We start from the raw sequence: 16,896 nt of genomic DNA on the forward strand, positions 1-16,896 counted from the left end.
GAGTGCCAGGCGTCGGTCGGGGGCAGGTCGGTGAGCATCTGCACGTCGCCGCTCACGCCGAGGCTGAACCCGGGGCCGCCGGCCTCGCGCAGCTCGGCCAGCCGGGATGCCGGTCTGCCGGCCCGGGTGGCCGGTTCCTTGAGCGCGACCACATTCGTCTCGGCCACGAGGCGCATCAAGACCGCGGGCGGCAGGTCGTACTGGGTCTGTGGCGGCTTGTTGTAGAAGCAGATCGGCAGCGGGGTTTCCTCGCTGAGGGTGTGCACGAGCGCCACGACCTCGTCATCGTCGAGGGGCAGGTAAGAGAACGGGGTCACCACGATTCCGCGGGCCCCGAGCCCGGCGGCGTCCTGGGCGAAGTCGAGAACGGAGCGCGTGCTCGGGGCGCTCACCGCCACATAGACCGGCACATCACCGGCCGCGGCCACGGCGGTCTGCACGATGGCTCGGCGTTCCTCGCGGTCGAAGGACACGCCGGATCCGGATGAGGCCAGCACCGTCACCCCGTCGATGCCGGCGTCCGCGATGCCCGCCACGAGCGCGGCGAGAACCTGGTGGTCCACACGTTTCTCGCTGCCGATCAGCGGCGTGATCGGGTACGCGATCAGGCCGCGGAAGAGGGTGGAGGAGTCAGTCATGATGGCCAATGTTCGGTGGAGGGTCTGGTTTCGACCCTAGACCGCTCCGACGGCGGCCGGCGTCGTCGATCGGAGCGTCGGCTCAGACACGGGAACCTGAGTGACCATCAGGTTCCTCCCTCGTTCAGGGGGGTAAAGTCAAGCAATGAGTAACATCACCAACGATGCTGAAGCAAAAGCAACGACCGTTCCGTCTCACGAGGATCGCGGATTCTTCGGACAGCCCCGCTCCCTAGCCAACATCTTTGGCGTCGAAATGTGGGAACGCTTCTCCTTCTACGGCATGCAGGGAATCCTGCTGTTGTACCTGTTCTACTCCGTCAACGACGGCGGACTCGGAATTCCGCAGGCAACGGCCGCCGGAATCGTCGGTGCCTACGGCGGCGGCGTGTATCTCTCCACCATCCTCGGTGCCTGGATCGCCGACCGCCTGCTCGGGTCCGAGCGTGTGCTGTTCTACAGCGCCATCGTGATCATGATGGGCCACATCGCCCTGGCCCTGCTGCCCGGAATTCCCGGCCTCACGGCCGGCCTCCTCCTGATTGCCGTCGGTAGCGGTGGGCTCAAGGCCAACGCCACCTCCGTCGTCGGAACGCTCTATGCCCCCGACGACACCCGTCGCGACGCCGGATTCTCCATCTTCTATCTCGGCATCAACCTCGGCGCCTGATGGGACCGATTCTCACCGGGCTGCTGCAGACCACGGTCGGGTTCCACTACGGGTTCGGCCTCGCCGCCGTGGGAATGGCCATCGGACTCCTGCAGTATTCCCGCGGGCGCAAGCGCTTGCCGGATTCGGCGCGCATTGTGCACGACCCACTACCGCGTGCCCGTTTCGCCGCCTACGGCTCGCTCGCCCTCGCGGCCGTTGCCGCGATCGTGGTGCTCTCCATGACCGGTGTTATCACCGCGAGTAACCTCGTGACGATCGTGATCGGCCTCACGATCGTGGCGACCGTGGTGTATTTCGCGGTGATCCTCACAAACAAGCAGGTGACGGGCGTCGAACGTAACCGGGTCTACGCGTTCATCCCGCTCTTCATCGCGAGCGCGGCGTTCTGGTCGCTCTACCAGCAGCAGTTCACCGTGGTGACCCTCTATGCCGTCGACCGCCTCGACCGCGGTTTGTTTGGTTGGGAGATGCCCGTGTCGTGGGTTCAGTCGATCAACCCCGTGTTCATCATCCTGCTTTCGGGCGCGTTCGCCGCGCTGTGGACGAGATGGGGCACCAAGCAGCCCTCGACGCCGATCAAGTTCGCCATCGGTACCGGCGTCATGGGTGCCGCGTTCCTCCTGTTCCTGCCCTTCGTGGGCGGTGGAGATAACTCAACGCCCCTGATCGCGCTCGTGGGTATCCTGTTCGTGTTCACCATTGCCGAGCTGCTTCTCTCACCCGTGGGACTCTCGGTGGCCACCAAGCTCGCCCCCGGCGTGTTCAAGACGCAGATGGTGGCGCTGTTCTTCCTCTCCGTCGCGCTCGGCTCGGCCATGTCGGGCCTGCTCGCCCAGTGGTACGAAACGGTGCCGGAGACGGTCTACTTCGGCGTGCTCGGCGCCATCGCCATCATCCTCGGCCTTCTTCTGGCCCTCATCGCCCGCCCGGTGCTGCGCCTGATGGGCGGAGTGCGCTAACCGTTCGCGCGCGCTCCCGCCTTCGTCGAACCGCTCCACGAGTTCTTCTCACCCCGGCGAGCGGTTTTACCTTCAGGCCTGCAGTCGCAGTGGCGATCCCAACTTAAGCGCCGATTTGCTCACCAGTTGGATCGGCGTTTGGGCCGGGTCGGCCGCTGGCGGTGGGATCAACCAGAAGGCGGTCCCGACGCGGACGATCTTCCACCCGTCGTTGTGCAACCGGAGGTGATGCGGGCTGCAGAGCAAGATCCCTTCCTCGAGGTTGGTCAGCCCGCCCTCCGCCTGCCACAGCCGAAGGTGATGCGCCTCCGAAAAACTCGGCGGCCTCAGGCAGTCCTTCCACATGCACCCACCGTCCCGAAGCGCCAACGCCGCACGTTGCGCGGTTGTAAACAGGCGTTGTTCGCGTCCGACATCAAGCACCGATCCGTCCCGCCCGAACAACACCGGCGTAAACCCGGTGTTGCACACCGTCCGGTCGATGGTGGCGGTCGTGGCGGCGTCGGGCGTGCCTTCGATGAACCCGTTGCGAAGTAGTACCAGACCTGTTGTGGGCTGCGCTGCTGTCGGCGCGGCCGTTGTGGGCCCTGCCGTTGTGGGTGCGGCGGTTGGGGCGACTGCGGGCTCTTGCACGATGACCAGCTTGACCGAGGGACGGATGCGTCCGAAGAGTGTTCCGGGGTCGGCGGCTGCGGCGACCTTGATCACCTCGATCAGGGACTCGGCGGCGATCTGATCGGTTGACCGCGGGTCATCGATGATGCGCTGCGCCCGCTCCTTCTCGGCTTTCTCCACGAACCGGGGTCCGCCGGCGCGAGGTCCGGTGATCTGTTGCAGGAAGTCCTTGAAGTACGACCCGTTTTCCGGGTCGAGCTCAAAGCTGCCGTGCAGCATGCCATCGGGCTTATCGAACACCCGCAGGTACTGCCGTGCTCTCATCGCGTCGGCGCGGGAGGCGATCCCGGCGGCATCGATCGTGTCCCGGCACTGCCGGGCCGCCTTCGCCGCCTGGTCCGCGTTGAGAGTGCGGCACTCGGCGATCAGGGCCACGATTGCGTCGGCGAGCATGTCTTCGGTGACGCCGATGGCCGGTTCGCCCAGGCCGCGGCGAATGGCCGTTGCGGCGTCGATGCTGAGTGTTCCGTCGGTCACGGCGTCGCCGAGTGGTGCGAACCACGGCCGGTGCACGTCTAGAGGTGGGGCCTCCGGGTACTCCGCAGCGCGCAGGTCGGCTTCCTTCTGCCTCGTTCGAGCAGCCTCGGCTTCGGTGGCCATGGTGCCGGCTTCGATCAGGCGGCGGGTATCGGCTTTCGTGCCGCCACCTCCTCCGCCGAGGGCCTGAACGTAGTCCTCGGGGCTGTTGTATCCCTTCTTCCTCGCGAGGCCTTCGCGGCCGAGCGTCCAGTCGGATCGGCCGGCCATATTCGCCGCCGACAGCGCGTAGGCCGCGGTGACCTCACGCAGGTGGTGGCTATCGCCCGGTGGGTGTTCTCCGACCCGTCGTCGGACAACTCCGCGAACATCCTCGCGGACACATCTGACCGGGCCAAGGCCCCGGTCAGATCAACGAAAACACCTTCAATGGTGGTTGTCATGAGAAAAGTGTGACAGACACCACCGACACTGGACTCCCGACCGCGGTGTCGAACGCCCACTCACTTTCACGCCCTCACGGCGTCGGAATTGCAGCCCCACTGATCACCTCCATCCACGCACGAATCCGTGGGATGAGGGCTCGCACCCGTCAGGCGTAGGCCGCCATCATGAGCCAGCTCGCGATCACGGGAAGGAACTTCACGCCGACGATGCCGGCGCCGAGGAGGAACCCGGCCAGGGACAGCCCGAAACCCGTCATGCCCGGATTGGCCTTGAGCTCTCGTCGCGCGACAAGCCCGCTCACGACGGCCGCCACCGCTGCCACAAAGGCGAGAAAGGGAACCAGCGCGAGGCATACCAAGGACAGACCCGCACAGCCGATCGAAATGATGGCTGTTCCCGAGTAGGTGCGCGGTTCCTTCGTGTATCTCGTGGGATCAGTCATCCGTCACTCCTTCGATTCGCTCATGCGACATCGGTTACGGCCCGCTGACCAGCGTGACGACGACGACCAGGAGTTGGATCAACGCAAAGCCCCAGAGGGCGGATGCCACCGCCCACCACACGTGCCGGGCGCGCACGGCGAATCCCGCTCCCACGAGACCCAAAACGACGGGAATCGCAAACAGCCAGAGGGGTCGGTTGTCTCCCGAACCGGTCCAGTCCGGCATGAGTGCCACCACAGCCAGCGCCAGCCCCATGAGCGCCCACGTGACAACGGGCCGACGACCAGGACGCGCCGAATCAGCGGATGCTTTGTACGTCGTCACGAGAGTTGCTCCAGTCCTAGCTGAACGGGTTACACAGGCAATAGGTGAAATACGTGCTGACGGCAACGGCCATGGCCTTTTCACCGGTCGTCATCTGATTGATGCTGTTTCGAATGTCGGCGACGATTTCGCGGTCGCAGGAGCAGGCAAAATATCCGCGATCGTCGTAGCAACGGTCATGGGTCTGGCAGATGGAATCCAAGACGTCGATCGCCGCTCCTCCGCCGTGGCCAGGACCACACCAGTTTCCCCAGATCGGAACCCCGGCCATCGTCGTCATCGTGGCGTCGCCGGATCCCCGTTGGCTCGAGGCGAGTCGGTTGATCAGGTCGCCGATTTCGAGGGTGGCGGTGTCGGCCCCACCACTCCGCGCGGCGGCGACATCGAAGTACGTTGACTCATCCGGTGCCGTGCGCATGTACTGCATAGCCAGCGCCACCTGGGCGTCGAACTGTTCGATCTCGGACTCACCTGTTGCGCCGACCGAGAGCGGCGCCGCATCCCGTGGCACCGCGTGCGCCCCGGGAACTGCAGACAGGCCGGAGGCCAGAACCAGAGCAAGCGTCAGCGTGAGCCAGCCCTGAATTGCGCGGAACGATCTCTTCTTCGATGAAGCATCGATCTGACTGCTCACGATGGTGGAACCCCTCACGTTTTAGCACGCTCGTCACCCAGTTATGTATGTACTGAGGACCCTACGCGGGGGGCAGCCGACGCGTCAAGAGACCGCGTGCGCGCTCAACGGGAGTTGGTCTAGCGGGAGGTGGCCCGGCGACGGCGGTCGGAGCCGCCGCGCAGGTTGCGGTTCAGCCGGCGATCGCCGTAGTAGATGACCGAGGCCCAGTCCACGTCTTTGGGGTCCTTGGCCGGGAATTCCGGCGGCGTTTCCTTGGGCTTACGGGGCGCTACGTACAGCCAGCTGAGCATGGCGAGAAACACGTCGACGACCGAGTTGCGCAGTCCGATATAGGCCAGAATTGCATAGGATGCGAGCACGGCGTTGAGCACAGCAAACGCCACGTTGCCCCAGTTGCCGGCATCGACGTTGCGCCAGATGGTCAGCACGGAGAAGGCCACGATGAGATACGGCACGACGACATACATCGCCGGGGCAGCGGTGCGGTCCTTCACCTTCGGGGTCCGCACGAAGGGGATCTTCTCCCCGGTGATGGCCTGCTGCATCGACTTCAGCACGCCGGCGAGGTTCACCGGCAGCAAGACGAGGTTGAACCCGTAGATTCGGAAGATGTCGGTGAATCGGTGCCCGCATTCCCGCAGGTCGCTGCCCATCGCCAGGAAGTACGGGAGGGCGGCGAAGAACACCAGGGGGCTGAGCAGACGGCTGTCATACGGGTAGGCGAGCAGGAAGATCAGACCGAAACTCGACCAGGCGATCGAGGCCATGTAGTTGACCCGCAGCAGGATCTCACGAAACAGAATGCGCTCGCGGTTGAAGCGCCGGTGCGTCACCTGGTTCCAGAGTTTCGGCAGAATCAGCAGCCCGCCATTGGCCCAGCGGCGTCGCTGCACGACCAGGGCGCCGAAGTCGGGCGGCGTGGCACTGTAGCTGAGGCGTTCCGGGTAGTTCGCCAGGGTCCAGCCGTGCGTGCCGAGGTCGACGCTGGACTCGGTGTCCTCGATCACGGTGCGGTCCTGGATATACGTGCGAATCTCGAACCCGCCGACGGTTTCGACCTCCACGATGTCCTCGAGCGCGCGCTTGCGGATGACGGCGTTGGCCCCCACCCAGAACGTTGCCCCGTAATACGTCATGCCCTGGTGCAGGATGTGCTGGATGTCGGTGGTTGCCCCCGCGACGCGCTCAATGCGGGTCGGTGCCCCGCGAAATGATGAGTACGGCGTCTGGGTCACGGCCACGCGTTCGTTACCGGCTGACTCCAGGAAGTACACGAGTCGCAGGCAGTAGTCCCGCAACAGCAGCGAGTCCGCGTCGAGGGTCAGCACGTACATCGTGTCCGGTACGACGAGGTCGTCGTCAGCCTCAACAGCGGAGGGGCGCAACACGACCGAGCGCGCGTTCCAATCGCGGTGCCAGCGGCCGCCCATCAGCGAGATGTAGGAGTTGAGGTTCATCGCCTTATTCGCTTCGTGCGAAAGATTGGCGTACATCTTGCGCTCGAAGGTCTGCATCTTCACGGCAAAGATCGAGCTGAGCCTGGAGTAGAGGCGAAAGATGTTGGCGTGGTCGGGAGTTCCGCCCTGCACCAGAGCAGATTCCAACCCGAGCAGGGTGAGTCGAAGTTCGCTGGCAAGGCCCATCAGCACCGAGTCCACGAAGAAGTCGTCGACGTGGTCCTCGATGAGTTCAGCGTGAGCCATGTCTTCGAGCCAGGTGGCGGCGGCCTCATACTCGATGATCAGCAGCGGAAGCTCCCCGTCGACGGACTCGCCGGCAATCGCCGTTCTGTCACGGAATGCGGCAGTGGCGGCAACGAATCGTTCGGCCGGCGCGGCCAGCGACTGGCCGATGTCGTCGGCCAAGGCCCTGGTGCTGTCCAGACGTTCGATGATGGCGGGATCGGTCGGGAAGGGCGGGTCGTCGATCAGCAGCACGACGGTCAGGTCAGGGAACTCCTGCAGCGCGGCCGACCACAGCGTGCCGCGCACCACGCGAGGTTCTTCCGCATAGGAGGGCACCAGAACGGTGATTGCCTCGGAGTAATTCTCGAAGTGACGGTCGAGCTCGCCACGGGGAACACGTTCATGGTCGCCAAAGCGGTAGAGCGCGCCCTGTCGGGCGATCAGGTACATCAGAGCCGAAAACGTGAGCATCGTCACGACGATGAGGTACGACACTGCTTCGAACTGAAAACGCGAGCCCGAACTCGAATTGTTGATCAGTTCCGCAATGATCGTCGTGACGACGTAGCTCGCCCATGCCAGGATCGTGATCACGATGCCCAGACGCCCCAGGGCGATCTTGCGAGACGACGGCATCGGGTGAACGATGGAAAGTGGTTCCGGTCGCTTTTCCGCGCCCCACTGGCGTTTGCGCGCGGAAATCACGGCGCGGTTCGGCGATCCGGTCTCGGTGGCCGCGGAGGAACCGCGCGCGGAATCTGTGTGCTCAATGATCGGCACAGAACTCTCAGACATAGTCCCCCTCGAGATGCACAGGCTAGCGAAGCACGCAGTCGGCACGTCTGCTCCCAATCTAACCCCCATAATAGGGTACAGATACTGCGTTTGGGGTAAATGCACAGTGTCAGTGTGACAAGCGGAATCGGCTGGTATTCAGCCGGCATGTTTTCTCCGAGGGGGGTCGTCATCGTGCTCCTCGGCACCCGAGGTCATGAAATTGGAGAAGAACCGTGAGCCAACGTTTTCCGGGTCGACGCCTCTCCGTCGTGCGCGTCGCCGCCGTGGCGTGTGTCGCGGCGCTTGTCGTGGGTGGGGGCATTTTTGGCCTGAATCAAATTGAAGATGCACGGGCCGCTTCGACCGGGGACTCCTTCTTCGCCGGCTATGTCGACGTGACCGCGACGCCGGAATATTCGTTCGAATCCTCTACCACCGACGACGGCCAGAGCGCCATGCTCTCCTTCATCGTCGCTGACGCCGACGACTCGTGCAGCCCTTCGTGGGGCACGTTCTTCAAGCCGGGCGAGTCCGGTCAGGGGCGCGACCTCGACCGGCGAATCGCCCGCTTCGCGGAGGGCGGGGGAGAGGTCGCGATCTCGTTCGGCGGTTTGCTCAATGACGAGTTAGCCACCGTCTGCACCTCGCCAAGCGAGCTGAAGAAGGCGTACGCATCCGTGGTCACCCAGTACCCGGTCGCCACGATCGACCTCGATATCGAGGGAAGCGGCCTGAGCAATCGGGCTGCCGGGGAACGGCGAGCCACCGCGATCGCCGCCGTGCAGCAGGACCGCGCTGCTGCCGGTAAGCCCCTGGCCGTGTGGCTCACGCTGCCCGTCTCTCCGACAGGACTGACCGAAGCGGGAACGACCGCGGTGCGCCAGATGCTCTCAGCGGATGTTGACCTTGCCGGCGTGAACCTGATGGTGATGGACTACGGCACGGGCCGTGACGCGACACAGACCATGTATGAAACCGCCGTCGCTGCGGCCGAAGCCACGCACGTTCAGCTGGAGAGCGTCTACGCCTCACTAGGTCAGGACGTCGGCACCCGGGCAATCTGGCGCACGATGGGCCTCACCCCCATGATCGGCCAGAACGACGAACCCGGCGAGGTCTTCACCCTCCGGGACGCGACCCTGCTCAACGCCTATGCACAGGACAACGGGCTGGGGCGGATGTCGGCCTGGTCGGCCAATCGGGACCGCACCTGCGGTGGCAACTACCCGGACGTCACCCGGGTCTCGGACTCCTGTAGCGGGGTGGAGCAGGGTGATCGTCGCTTCGCGGAGGTGCTGGCCCGTGGCTTCTCCAACCGCCTCGCACCCGTGCCGAGCACTCCCGCTCCGGTCCCGACGCTCGTGGCCGACAATCCCGTCACGAGCCCGTATCCGATCTGGTCGAACACGCAGTCCTACGTGGCCAACGAACGCATCGTTCTGCATGGCCACGTGTATTCGGCCAAGTGGTTCACCACGGGCGACCAGCCGGACAACCCGCTGGTCACGACGGCGGATGCGCCGTGGAAACTGATCGGTCCGGTTCTGCCCGGTGACCGCCCGGCGGCCGTTCTGGCGGTTCCCGCGGGAACCTACGACGACTGGTCTGCCGCGATCGTGTACCAGCAGGGCCAGCGCGTGTTGCTCGGGAACCGGGCCTTCGAGGCCAAGTGGTGGACGCAAGGGGACAGCCCACAGGCCTCCCTCGACGGGTCGGACAGCTCGCCGTGGATGCTGGTCAGTGACGCCGACGTGCAGAAGATTCTCGACGCGCCGCAGTAACACCGTTACCGGGGGGCGGTGGCCTCGACGATGGCGATTTCGCGGGTGGCCGTCTCTCGATCGGGTTCGAGCTCCTCGTCGACAGCGAGGGCGACGTGAGCCGAGCGCCCGTCGCCGGCGTGACGCAACAGCATCCGTGGCGAGGTGCGCAGCCGGAGCTGCAGGCGCAGCTCGCGATAGCGGATCATCCAGAACAGGATGGCCGCAGCCGCCAACAGCCCGGATGCCGCGGCCAGCCCGAGGGCCCAGCGCGGACCGTATTGGTCCGCGACCCAGCCCACCAGAGGGGCGCCGAGCGGGGTGCCGCCCACGAAGATCGCCATGTACAGCGCCATGACGCGCCCGCGCATCTCCGGCCGCGTCGACGTCTGCACGTACGCGTTGGCCGTGGTCATCAGCGTGAGGGACGACAGCCCGACGAAGGCCAGTGATACGGCGAAGGTCCCGTAGGTGGGCATGACGGCCGCGACCGCGCACGAGACGCCGAAGAGGGCGGCGCCGCTCACGATCAGGCGAAGACGGGCCCGGCTGCGCCGGGCCGCGAGCAGCGCGCCGATCACGGCCCCGATGGCCATGATGGAGCTCAGGAGGCCGAATTCCGTCGCGCCCATGCCGAATTCGATCGTGGCCATCGTCGAGGTGAAGATGGCGAAATTGAGTCCGAAGGTGCCGATCAGGAACACGGCGATCATGACCACCACGATGTCGGGACGGCCCCGCACGTAGCGGAAGCCCGCCATGAGCTGCCCACGTGCCCGGCTGGCCTTGGGGGGCTTGCGCAGCTGGGCGGTGCGCAGCAGAGTCATGGCGAACACGGTGGCGGCGAACGTGACCGCGTTGATCATGAACACCCAGCCGGCGCCGATGGCGACGGTGAGCAGGCCGGCGGCGGCCGGGCCGATCAGTCGTGCGCCGTGGAATGACGCGGAGTTGAGGGCGACAGCGTTGGAGAGGTTGTCCTCCGAGACGAGTTCGGAGACGAAGGTCTGGCGTGCCGGGGCGTCGATCGCGGCCACGATGCCGAGCCCGAGCGCGAAGAGGTACACGTGCCAGAGTTCGGCGAGGCCGGTCACCGTGAGGATGCCGAGCCCAAGCGCGAGCAGGCCCATCAGCGTCTGGGTGAGAATGAGCAGCTTACGGCGATTGAACCGGTCGGCGATGAGACCCGACCAGGGCATGAGCACCAGCTGGGGGCCGAGCTGCAGGGCCATGGTGATGCCCACCGCCGTGGCGTTGTAGTTGGTGAGCTGGGTGAGCACGATCCAGTCCTGGGCGGTGCGCTGCATCCAGGTGCCGATGTTCGACACGAGCGCGCCGGCAAACCAGATCCGGTAATTGACGACGCTCAGCGAGCGGAACATGGCACTCAACTGTCGGCGAGCTCCCTCATGATCGCGGTGGCGTCCGAGAGCACCCGGCGTTGCTCATCGCTGAGGGCAAGTACCCGTTGGGCGAGCCAGGCGTCGCGCCGTTTGCGTGTTTCGCGCATCAGCGCGAGGCCGGCCTCCGTGGCGGTCAGTTCCAGCTTGCGGCCATCCTCCAACGATCCGGCGCGGTGCACGAGGCCGGCCTCGACGAGGGCATTCACCGTGCGGCTCATCGACGGCGGGGTGACGCGTTCGTGATCGCTGAGGGCGCGCAGGGTGAGCGGCCCCTGCACGAAGAGGGCGCCGAGGGCCGAGAACTGGCCCGCGCTGAGTTCGTTGTCGACCTTTTCCTGCCGTAAGCGTCGGGCCAGCCGCCCGTTGGCCAGCCGGAAGTCATGACTGAGCTCGGCCACCGTGCTCTGGTGGTCGGGGGAGTCCGCGGAGGGGTGGGGTGTGGTTTCCGTTAGCATGTCTAATTAGCCTAGCGAATTAGCCACGCTAACTATTCCCGTTCTGCCACAAAGAAGTGCCAGAATTGTCGCGTGCCTACATACACGGATGCCTCGGGCCTGGTTATCACCTACTACGTGTGGGCCGTCGACCAACCGAGAGCCGTCGTGCAGATCGCCCATGGCGTGGGCGAACACGCGCTTCGCCACGCGGAGCTGGCCGCCGAGCTCAACACGGCAGGCTACAGCGTCTATGCGGACGACCATCTCGGCCACGGCCAGACGGGGCTTGACCAGCATCGCGGTGACCGAGCCAAGCTCGGGAAGCTGGGCCCGGGCGGGCTGCGTGCGGCCGTCGCCGGCGTGCATCAGCTGAGCACCATCATTCGTGACAAGCATCCCGATCTGCCGCTGGTGCTCCTCGGCCACAGTTGGGGGTCATTCATGGCCCAGATCATCGTGAACGAGCACGCCGCCGAGTACGACGCGATCGTGCTCAGCGGCACCGCGTACCGGTGGCCGGGCTATCTTGACGGCGGGGACCTCAATCGCCGCCACAAGAAATTCGGCACCACAGGGGCTGAGTGGCTGAGTCGCAACCCGGCGGTGGCCGAGGAATTCATCGCCGACCCGCTGACCACGACCACGCCGCTCGCGAAACTCTTCGGGCTGCGCGAAGCCGCTCGCCTGTTCGGCCGCCCGGCCCGGGACCTGCCCCCCGACCTGCCCGTTCTGATGCTCGTCGGCAGCGACGATACCGTGGGCGGAGAGCGCAGCGCCCTGCGTCTCATGAAGGCCTACGCCGAGCGATCGGGGCTGCACGACCTGCACCTCATCGTGTACGACGGGGCTCGCCACGAGGTCTTCCACGAGACGAACCGCGCCGAGGTCTTCGCAGACCTCCTCGCCTGGCTCGGCGATCGCGTGCCGCCGGTCGCCGAAATCGACGGAGGAACCGCGCCGAACTGACCGGTTCACGCGGCAGCAGCCCGACCGGGGCGAAACCCCATCGCAGCGGCGCGGGTGCAGACGGTTAGGCTGACGTTATGCACGGTGAATATAAGGTTCCAGGCGGCAAGCTCGTCGTCGTCGATCTCGATGTCGTCGACGACACAATCGTCGACTTCCGCCTGGCGGGTGACTTCTTCCTCGAACCCGACGACGCCCTCGAGCACATCAACGCGGCGGTGACCGGCCTGCCGGCCGAAAGCGACGCGGCCACCATCGCCGCCGCCGTGCGCGCTGCCCTGCCCGAGAACGCCGTACTGCTCGGTTTCTCCCCGGAGGCCGTTGCCGTGGCCATCCGTCGCTCCCTCGTTCAGGCGAGCACGTGGCGAGACTACGACTGGCAGATCATCCACTCCAAGGCCGTCGCTCCGGTGCTGCAGATGGCTCTCGACGAGGTGCTCGCCATCGAGGTGGGTGAGGGCCGCCGCCAGCCCACGCTGCGCATCTGGGAATGGAACGAGCCCGCCGTCGTCATCGGCAGCTTCCAGTCCCTGAGTAACGAGGTCGATCCCGAGAACGCCGGCAAGTTCGGCTTCAGCGTGGTGCGGCGCATCAGCGGGGGCGGGGCCATGTTCATGGAGGCCGGCACCGCAATCACGTACTCGATCTATGCGCCGACCGCCCTCGTGCACGGCATGACGTTCGCCGATTCCTACGCGTTCCTCGACGAGTGGGTCATCACGGCGCTGAAATCCCTCGGTATCGACGCTTACTACCAGCCGCTCAACGACATCACGAGCCCCAAGGGCAAGATCGGCGGGGCTGCCCAGAAGCGCCTCGGCAGCGGCGCCGTGCTGCACCACGTGACCATGAGCTACGACATGGACGGCGAAAAGATGGTGCAGGTGCTCCGCATCGGCCGTGAGAAGCTCAGCGACAAGGGCATCACCAGCGCCGTCAAGCGCGTCGACCCGCTGCGCAGCCAGACCGGGCTCGGCCGCAGCGAGATCATCGACCGAATGAAGGCCACCTTCACCGGGCTCTACGGCGCGACCGTCGGGGACATCACCGAGGAGGAGTACGCCAAAGCCGCAGCCCTCGTGGAGAGCAAATTCAGCACGGATGCTTGGCTCAACCGGGTGCCCTGACCCGGTCCCCGCACGCGCGCACCACGGCATCCGCTGGCCAATGCCGCGTAAGCTGAAGAGATGAACTGGTGGATCCCTCTCGGTATGGCCGGCATTGTGCTGCTCGGTTATCTGGCGAGCAGTCTGGGCTGGATCGACCTCTCGAACAAGAATTCCCGGCGTGGCAGCGGCGCGAGCGTGCTCGGAATCGGCGACGAGGTCTTCGCCCCGAGCCGCCACGAAGCCGCGGTGGAGATGGATCGTCAGACCGTGCTGCCTGCCCCGGCTCCCGTGGCGGGCGACCGGGGAGCCTTCGACTCCGGCATCTACCAGGGACGTATCGTGATCGATCTCGTACGCCCGATGGCGAACGACGGCGCGCGCCGCTAGGTCGGGCTCGCGCGGTTAGCGGCCCCGGACCAGCAGGTCCTGGTATTCGGCGTGATCGTCGATCCACTGCGCCACGTAGGGACACTGCGGCACCACGGTGAGGCGTGAGTTGGTGCTGAAATCGTTCAGCGCGTACTCGATCAGAATGCCGGCGAGGCCCTGGCGTCGCCAGCGGGGGTCGATCTCGGTGTGCGTGAAACGCACCTCCCGAGGCGTCAGCACGTAATCGACAAATCCGACGGTGTCGTCACCGATTACGAGCGAGTATCGACGGCGGGCCTCATCGTGCCGCACCTCGGGAGTTAGCTGGTCAGTCATCCCGACATCATAATCCGCCTGACAGAATAGAAGGATGCCTACCGCGTGGTCTCCGACAAGTCCGAGTCGGGTAATTCACGCCGACAACCTCGACGTGCTTCCGAGCTTTCCCGACGGAGCGTTCACCCTCATCTATCTCGACCCGCCCTTCAACACCGGGCGCCCGCAAACCCGGCAGACGACAACGTCTGTGCGGTCCTCGGTGGGCGCCGGAACCAAGGCCAAGGGAACGATCACCGGCTTCAAGGGCCTGCGCTACGAGCGCATCAAGGGTGACCTGCTCGGCTACGACGATCAGTTCGAGGACTACTGGGCCATGCTTGAGCCGCGGCTGATCGAAGCCTGGCGCCTGCTCGCCGATGACGGCACCCTGTACCTGCACCTCGACTACCGGGAGGCGCACTACGCGAAGGTGCTGCTCGACGCCCTCTTCGGTCGGGACTGCTTTCTCAACGAGCTCATCTGGGCCTATGACTATGGCGCCAAGGCCAAGAACCGCTGGCCCACCAAGCACGACACCATCCTCGTGTACGTGAAGAACCCCGCCACCTATTACTTCGACTCCACATCGGTCGACCGGGAGCCCTACATGGCGCCCGGCCTGGTGACGCCGGAAAAGGTGGCCAAGGGCAAGCTCCCCACGGATGTCTGGTGGCACACGATCGTGTCGCCCACCGGCAAGGAGAAAACGGGCTACCCCACCCAGAAGCCGATCGGAATTCTGCGTCGGATCATCCAGGCCTCCAGCCGCGAGGGGGACTGGGTGCTCGACTTCTTCGCCGGCAGCGGCACCACGGGTGCGGTGGCCGCCTCGCTCGGCCGCAAGTTCGTGCTGGTCGACCAGAACCCGGACTCGATGACGGTCATGCGCCAGCGCCTCGGCCCGCGCGTCGACACCGATTTTCTGGCCGGCACGGAGTACGGCCCCCAGGTCGACTTCTTTCCCGCCTCGAAGCCTGCGGCGAACGCCGGGCCGAGCGCCACACCCGAATTCGTTCCCACCGAAACTCCTGCCACTGACATGAAGGCCGACTAAACAGATGAGATTCCGCGTATTCACCGAGCCCCAGCAGGGCGCCACCTACGATGACATCCTCGCCGTCGCGCAGACCTCCGAACGACTGGGCTTCGACGCGTTCTTCCGCAGTGACCACTACATGGCCATGGGCGATGCCCCCGGTCTGCCCGGACCCACGGATGCCTGGACCACGCTCGCCGGCCTCGCCCGCGAAACCGAGAGCATCCGGTTGGGCACCCTCGTGTCGTCCGTCACGTATCGGCCGCCGGGGATCCTGGCCATCCAGGTGGCCCAGGTCGACCAGATGTCGGGCGGGCGCGTCGAGCTCGGCCTCGGCACCGGCTGGTTCGAGACGGAGCACCTGGCGTACGGCATCCCGTTTCCATTCAAGCGCTTCGGCATGCTCGAGGAGCAGCTCGAGATCGTCACGGGGCTCTGGAACACGCCGGTCGGCGAGCACTACAGCTTCGCCGGAGAGCACTACACGCTCGTGGACTCGCCCGCCCTGCCCAAGCCGACGCAGGCTCGCGTGCCTGTGATCGTGGGCGGTGGCGGCGCCAAGCGCACCCCGGCCATGGCCGCGCGCTTCGCGACCGAGTTCAACCTGCCCTTTCCGGAATTTACGGATGTCGCGGGCAAGTTTGCGGGGTGCGAGCGGCCTGTGAGGCCATCGGTCGTGATCCCCGAGAACTCGTGTACTCGGCGGCGCTCATCGCGGTGGCCGGGGCCGACGAGGCGGAGTTCGTGCGTCGCGCCGCGGCCGTGGGACGCGAGCCGGCGGAGCTGCGCGAGCACGGCCTGGCCGGCACCACGTCGGAGATCGTGGACCGTCTCGGGGCGCTCGCCGAAGACGGTGTCGAGTGCGTGTACCTGCAGATCATGGACATGTCCGACCTTGAGCACCTCGAGTTCATTGCCGCGGAGATCGTGCCGCAGCTGAGCTGACCCGCACGGCGTCGATGGCCCCCGGCACCGGGGGCCATCTTTTTTTTGTGCGGAGGAGAGGGCTTCCGCGTGTTTCCGGGGTTTTTCCCTGTGTGTTTGCTGAGTTGTGTAACGGAACGGTAACGGGTTGGTGGGTTTCCAAACCTTTTCGGGGGTGGGCCCGAACACCAGTCAGACCTCAACACCACCACCCACAATCACCGCCCCCAGACAGGAAACCCACACCATGCGCACATTCTCCAAGGCCACCATCGGCTTCGCTTCCGCCGGAATCATGATCGCCCTCCTCGCCGGATGCTCCACCGCCGCCACGACGCCCGCCGCGTCCAGCGCTCCCAGCTCCTCGAGCTCCGCCACCGCCGAGGCTCCCCTCGCCTCGATCCCCAGCCTCTCCGGCGTCGACACGGCCGTTCTCCTCGACGCCGACTTCGCCGCCGCCCTCGGCACCCTCGGCCTCACGGCAGGCACCGTCGGCACCGCCACCCTCGAAGAAGGCAGCCTGCACTTCCCGATCACCGGCGGAAACGTGGACTACTACGACCCCAACGGCACCGTACGCCCCTACGTGCAGGGAACTCTCGAGCACGAAGGATCCGGCTTCTCCCTCACCGCCGGCGACACCGTCGTTGAACTGACCAACTTCACCATCGACCCCGGCACCTCCGAGCTCTTCGGTGACGTTGCGGTGAACGGCGAGTCCGCCGCCACGCAGGTCAAGGTCTTCGACCTCTACGGCGGAACCCTCAAGCCCCTCGAAATGGACGGCGACAACGCCATCCTCACCGGCACCACCGTGCACATCTCCTCCGACGCCGCCG

The 16,896-nt window shown here is 65.7% G+C and carries 15 protein-coding genes and 2 pseudogenes; 8 read left to right on the forward strand and 9 right to left on the reverse strand.

The features are described 5' to 3' along the window. Positions 1-638 (reverse strand): dihydrodipicolinate synthase family protein (locus tag JF66_RS08010; RefSeq protein WP_051973285.1); only part of this gene is annotated, 638 nt, incomplete at its 3' end. Between the two features lie 145 nt (positions 639-783). Here JF66_RS08010 and JF66_RS08015 point away from each other — a divergent pair. After that, a pseudogene (locus JF66_RS08015) lies at positions 784-2,270 on the forward strand (peptide MFS transporter). 72 nt (positions 2,271-2,342) lie between these two features. On the opposite strand, the gene JF66_RS08020 reads toward JF66_RS08015, so the two are convergent. The 5 genes from JF66_RS08020 to JF66_RS08040 form a co-directional block, all read right to left on the reverse strand. Further along, positions 2,343-3,692 carry an HNH endonuclease signature motif containing protein gene (locus JF66_RS08020; protein ID WP_035876867.1) on the reverse strand — a complete coding sequence of 450 codons (1,350 nt, stop codon included), beginning with the start codon at positions 3,690-3,692 and terminating at the stop codon, positions 2,343-2,345. Positions 3,693-4,014: 322 nt separating this feature from the next. Beyond that, positions 4,015-4,311, reverse strand: coding sequence for a hypothetical protein (locus tag JF66_RS08025; RefSeq protein ID WP_035876868.1), 297 nt, complete (start codon positions 4,309-4,311; stop codon positions 4,015-4,017). A gap of 34 nt (positions 4,312-4,345) precedes the next feature. Beyond that, a complete protein-coding gene (locus JF66_RS08030) occupies positions 4,346-4,636 on the reverse strand; it encodes a hypothetical protein (RefSeq protein WP_035876869.1) in 291 nt (96 codons plus the stop codon). A 16-nt stretch (positions 4,637-4,652) separates the two neighbouring features. Further along, the gene (locus tag JF66_RS23525; RefSeq protein ID WP_197059361.1) at positions 4,653-5,270 is read right to left on the reverse strand and encodes a hypothetical protein; all 618 of its coding nucleotides are present in this window, start codon (positions 5,268-5,270) and stop codon (positions 4,653-4,655) included. 119 nt (positions 5,271-5,389) lie between these two features. Next, positions 5,390-7,753 carry a glycosyltransferase family 2 protein gene (locus tag JF66_RS08040; protein WP_081882234.1) on the reverse strand — a complete coding sequence of 788 codons (2,364 nt, stop codon included), beginning with the start codon at positions 7,751-7,753 and terminating at the stop codon, positions 5,390-5,392. Between the two features lie 215 nt (positions 7,754-7,968). Here JF66_RS08040 and JF66_RS08045 point away from each other — a divergent pair, with 215 nt between their 5' ends. Further along, positions 7,969-9,516: a chitinase gene (locus JF66_RS08045; RefSeq protein WP_035876870.1), complete on the forward strand. Its 1,548-nt coding sequence runs from the start codon at positions 7,969-7,971 to the stop codon at positions 9,514-9,516. A 5-nt stretch (positions 9,517-9,521) separates the two neighbouring features. Here the strand turns inward: JF66_RS08045 and JF66_RS08050 are convergent, their stop codons facing one another. Together JF66_RS08050 and JF66_RS08055 are read right to left on the reverse strand one after the other, a co-directional pair. Then, a complete protein-coding gene (locus JF66_RS08050) occupies positions 9,522-10,877 on the reverse strand; it encodes an MFS transporter (protein ID WP_081882235.1) in 1,356 nt (451 codons plus the stop codon). A 5-nt stretch (positions 10,878-10,882) separates the two neighbouring features. Further along, positions 10,883-11,353, reverse strand: a complete 471-nt coding sequence (locus JF66_RS08055) for a MarR family winged helix-turn-helix transcriptional regulator (RefSeq protein ID WP_051973286.1) — start codon at positions 11,351-11,353, stop codon at positions 10,883-10,885. 72 nt (positions 11,354-11,425) lie between these two features. Here JF66_RS08055 and JF66_RS08060 point away from each other — a divergent pair, with 72 nt between their 5' ends. The 3 genes from JF66_RS08060 to JF66_RS08070 all read left to right on the forward strand — a co-directional run bounded on the left by JF66_RS08060 (position 11,426) and on the right by JF66_RS08070 (position 13,797). Beyond that, positions 11,426-12,301, forward strand: a complete 876-nt coding sequence (locus JF66_RS08060; protein ID WP_035876871.1) for an alpha/beta fold hydrolase — start codon at positions 11,426-11,428, stop codon at positions 12,299-12,301. Between the two features lie 77 nt (positions 12,302-12,378). Then, on the forward strand, positions 12,379-13,428 hold the full coding sequence (locus JF66_RS08065; RefSeq protein WP_035876872.1) for a biotin/lipoate A/B protein ligase family protein: 1,050 nt from the start codon (positions 12,379-12,381) through the stop codon (positions 13,426-13,428). A 60-nt stretch (positions 13,429-13,488) separates the two neighbouring features. Beyond that, positions 13,489-13,797, forward strand: a complete 309-nt coding sequence (locus JF66_RS08070) for a hypothetical protein (protein WP_156109696.1) — start codon at positions 13,489-13,491, stop codon at positions 13,795-13,797. 15 nt (positions 13,798-13,812) lie between these two features. Here JF66_RS08070 and JF66_RS22200 read toward each other — a convergent pair whose 3' ends face one another. After that, on the reverse strand, positions 13,813-14,115 hold the full coding sequence (locus JF66_RS22200) for a GNAT family N-acetyltransferase (RefSeq protein WP_035876874.1): 303 nt from the start codon (positions 14,113-14,115) through the stop codon (positions 13,813-13,815). A 34-nt stretch (positions 14,116-14,149) separates the two neighbouring features. Here JF66_RS22200 and JF66_RS08080 point away from each other — a divergent pair, with 34 nt between their 5' ends. From JF66_RS08080 to JF66_RS08090, 3 genes and pseudogenes are all read left to right on the forward strand, one after another. Then, positions 14,150-15,151 (forward strand): site-specific DNA-methyltransferase, encoded by a 1,002-nt coding sequence (locus tag JF66_RS08080; protein ID WP_081882236.1) that lies wholly within the window; start codon positions 14,150-14,152, stop codon positions 15,149-15,151. Positions 15,152-15,155: 4 nt separating this feature from the next. Continuing rightward, positions 15,156-16,078, forward strand: a pseudogene (locus JF66_RS08085) (LLM class F420-dependent oxidoreductase). Between the two features lie 226 nt (positions 16,079-16,304). Next, positions 16,305-16,896, forward strand: a 592-nt coding sequence (locus tag JF66_RS08090) for a hypothetical protein (protein WP_035876875.1), incomplete at its 3' end; no start/stop codon positions are given.

The sequence above is a fragment of the Cryobacterium sp. MLB-32 genome (assembly GCF_000738085.1).
Classification (GTDB): Bacteria; Actinomycetota; Actinomycetes; order Actinomycetales; family Microbacteriaceae; genus Cryobacterium.